Annotated in this window: 1 protein-coding gene; it reads left to right on the plus strand. The window is 43.6% G+C overall.

Features of this window, described 5'->3' with window-relative positions; genetic code table 11:
• The coding region (locus F6K51_RS37970) for an ATP-binding protein (RefSeq protein WP_365940691.1) at positions 1-928 on the plus strand (928 nt) is incomplete at its 5' end.
• Positions 929-1101: the final 173 nt, after the last annotated feature.

Below are 1101 nucleotides of genomic sequence, written 5' to 3' on the forward strand. Positions count from 1 at the left end.
GGAATATATATGGTTTATGGTTTGGGGGTTTCTGGGTATAAGCCTCGCTAGACTAACTAAGACACCGCGACATAATCTATTGAGTGTTAGTCTTGCTGGCATTAGTTTGGTGGCACTAAGTTATTTGCTCCTGATTTGGGGTTGGTGGATACCTGTAGTACCAGCTTGGTTTGTTTTAACTGTCAATGGTGTCAGCATCAATGCCTTCTATCTATACCACCAAACCTTAAAATCCCGCATAAATGAACGGCAATATATGATTGATTATACCTTTGACATCATTCATAATGGACCATTACAAACCTTAGCTAGGATACTCAGCTGCACTCAAGATCAGGATTTATCTGATGAGCAATTGCGCTCTCAACTAGAACAGTTAAACCAAGAACTCAGAGCAGTTTATGAATCAGTGCGTCGAGAAACCCTAACCCAAGATAGCAGTATCCATATCGGGATTGATTTAGACCTAGATTTGGAGCAACCCACTCACGAGATTCTCTATGAAGTTTATAGCAATACCCTAGCCTTAAACTTTCCTTGCTTTGAAACCATTCAGGTAAAAATTATAACATTTGACCCAATCGATAGTCCGCCATTAAGTATCGAACAGAAGCGAGGATTGTGTCGATTTATGGAAGAAGCATTGTGCAATGTCGGTAAATATGCCAAAGGGGTAACTCGTCTGAAAGTTACCTGCACCCAAACCGAAGGTATTAATATTATTCGCATTCAAGATAATGGGTTGGGTATTAGCTCACCATCTCAACCCAATAAATCTAAGCGTTCAGGAGGTCGGGGAACTAAACAAGCTAGAGCACTAGCGCGACAGCTAGGGGGAAGGTTTAAGCGATCGTTTTTGTCTCCTAAAGGAACAGTTTGTGAACTCACTTGGTCTGTTAAAAAAGGTCGATTTTGGTTTTTAAACTAGGTATTATATATAGCAATCATACGACTTGTGAGGTACAAATTTCTGGTTTTTAGGGAGCAGGGAGCAGGGAGCAGGGACCAGGGACCAGGGACCAGGGACCAGGGACCAGGGACCAGGGACCAGGGAGCAGGGACCAGGGACCAGGGACCAGGGACCAGGGACCAGGGAGCAGG

This window comes from Moorena sp. SIO3I8, assembly GCF_010692325.1.
Taxonomy (GTDB): domain Bacteria; phylum Cyanobacteriota; class Cyanobacteriia; order Cyanobacteriales; family Coleofasciculaceae; genus Moorena.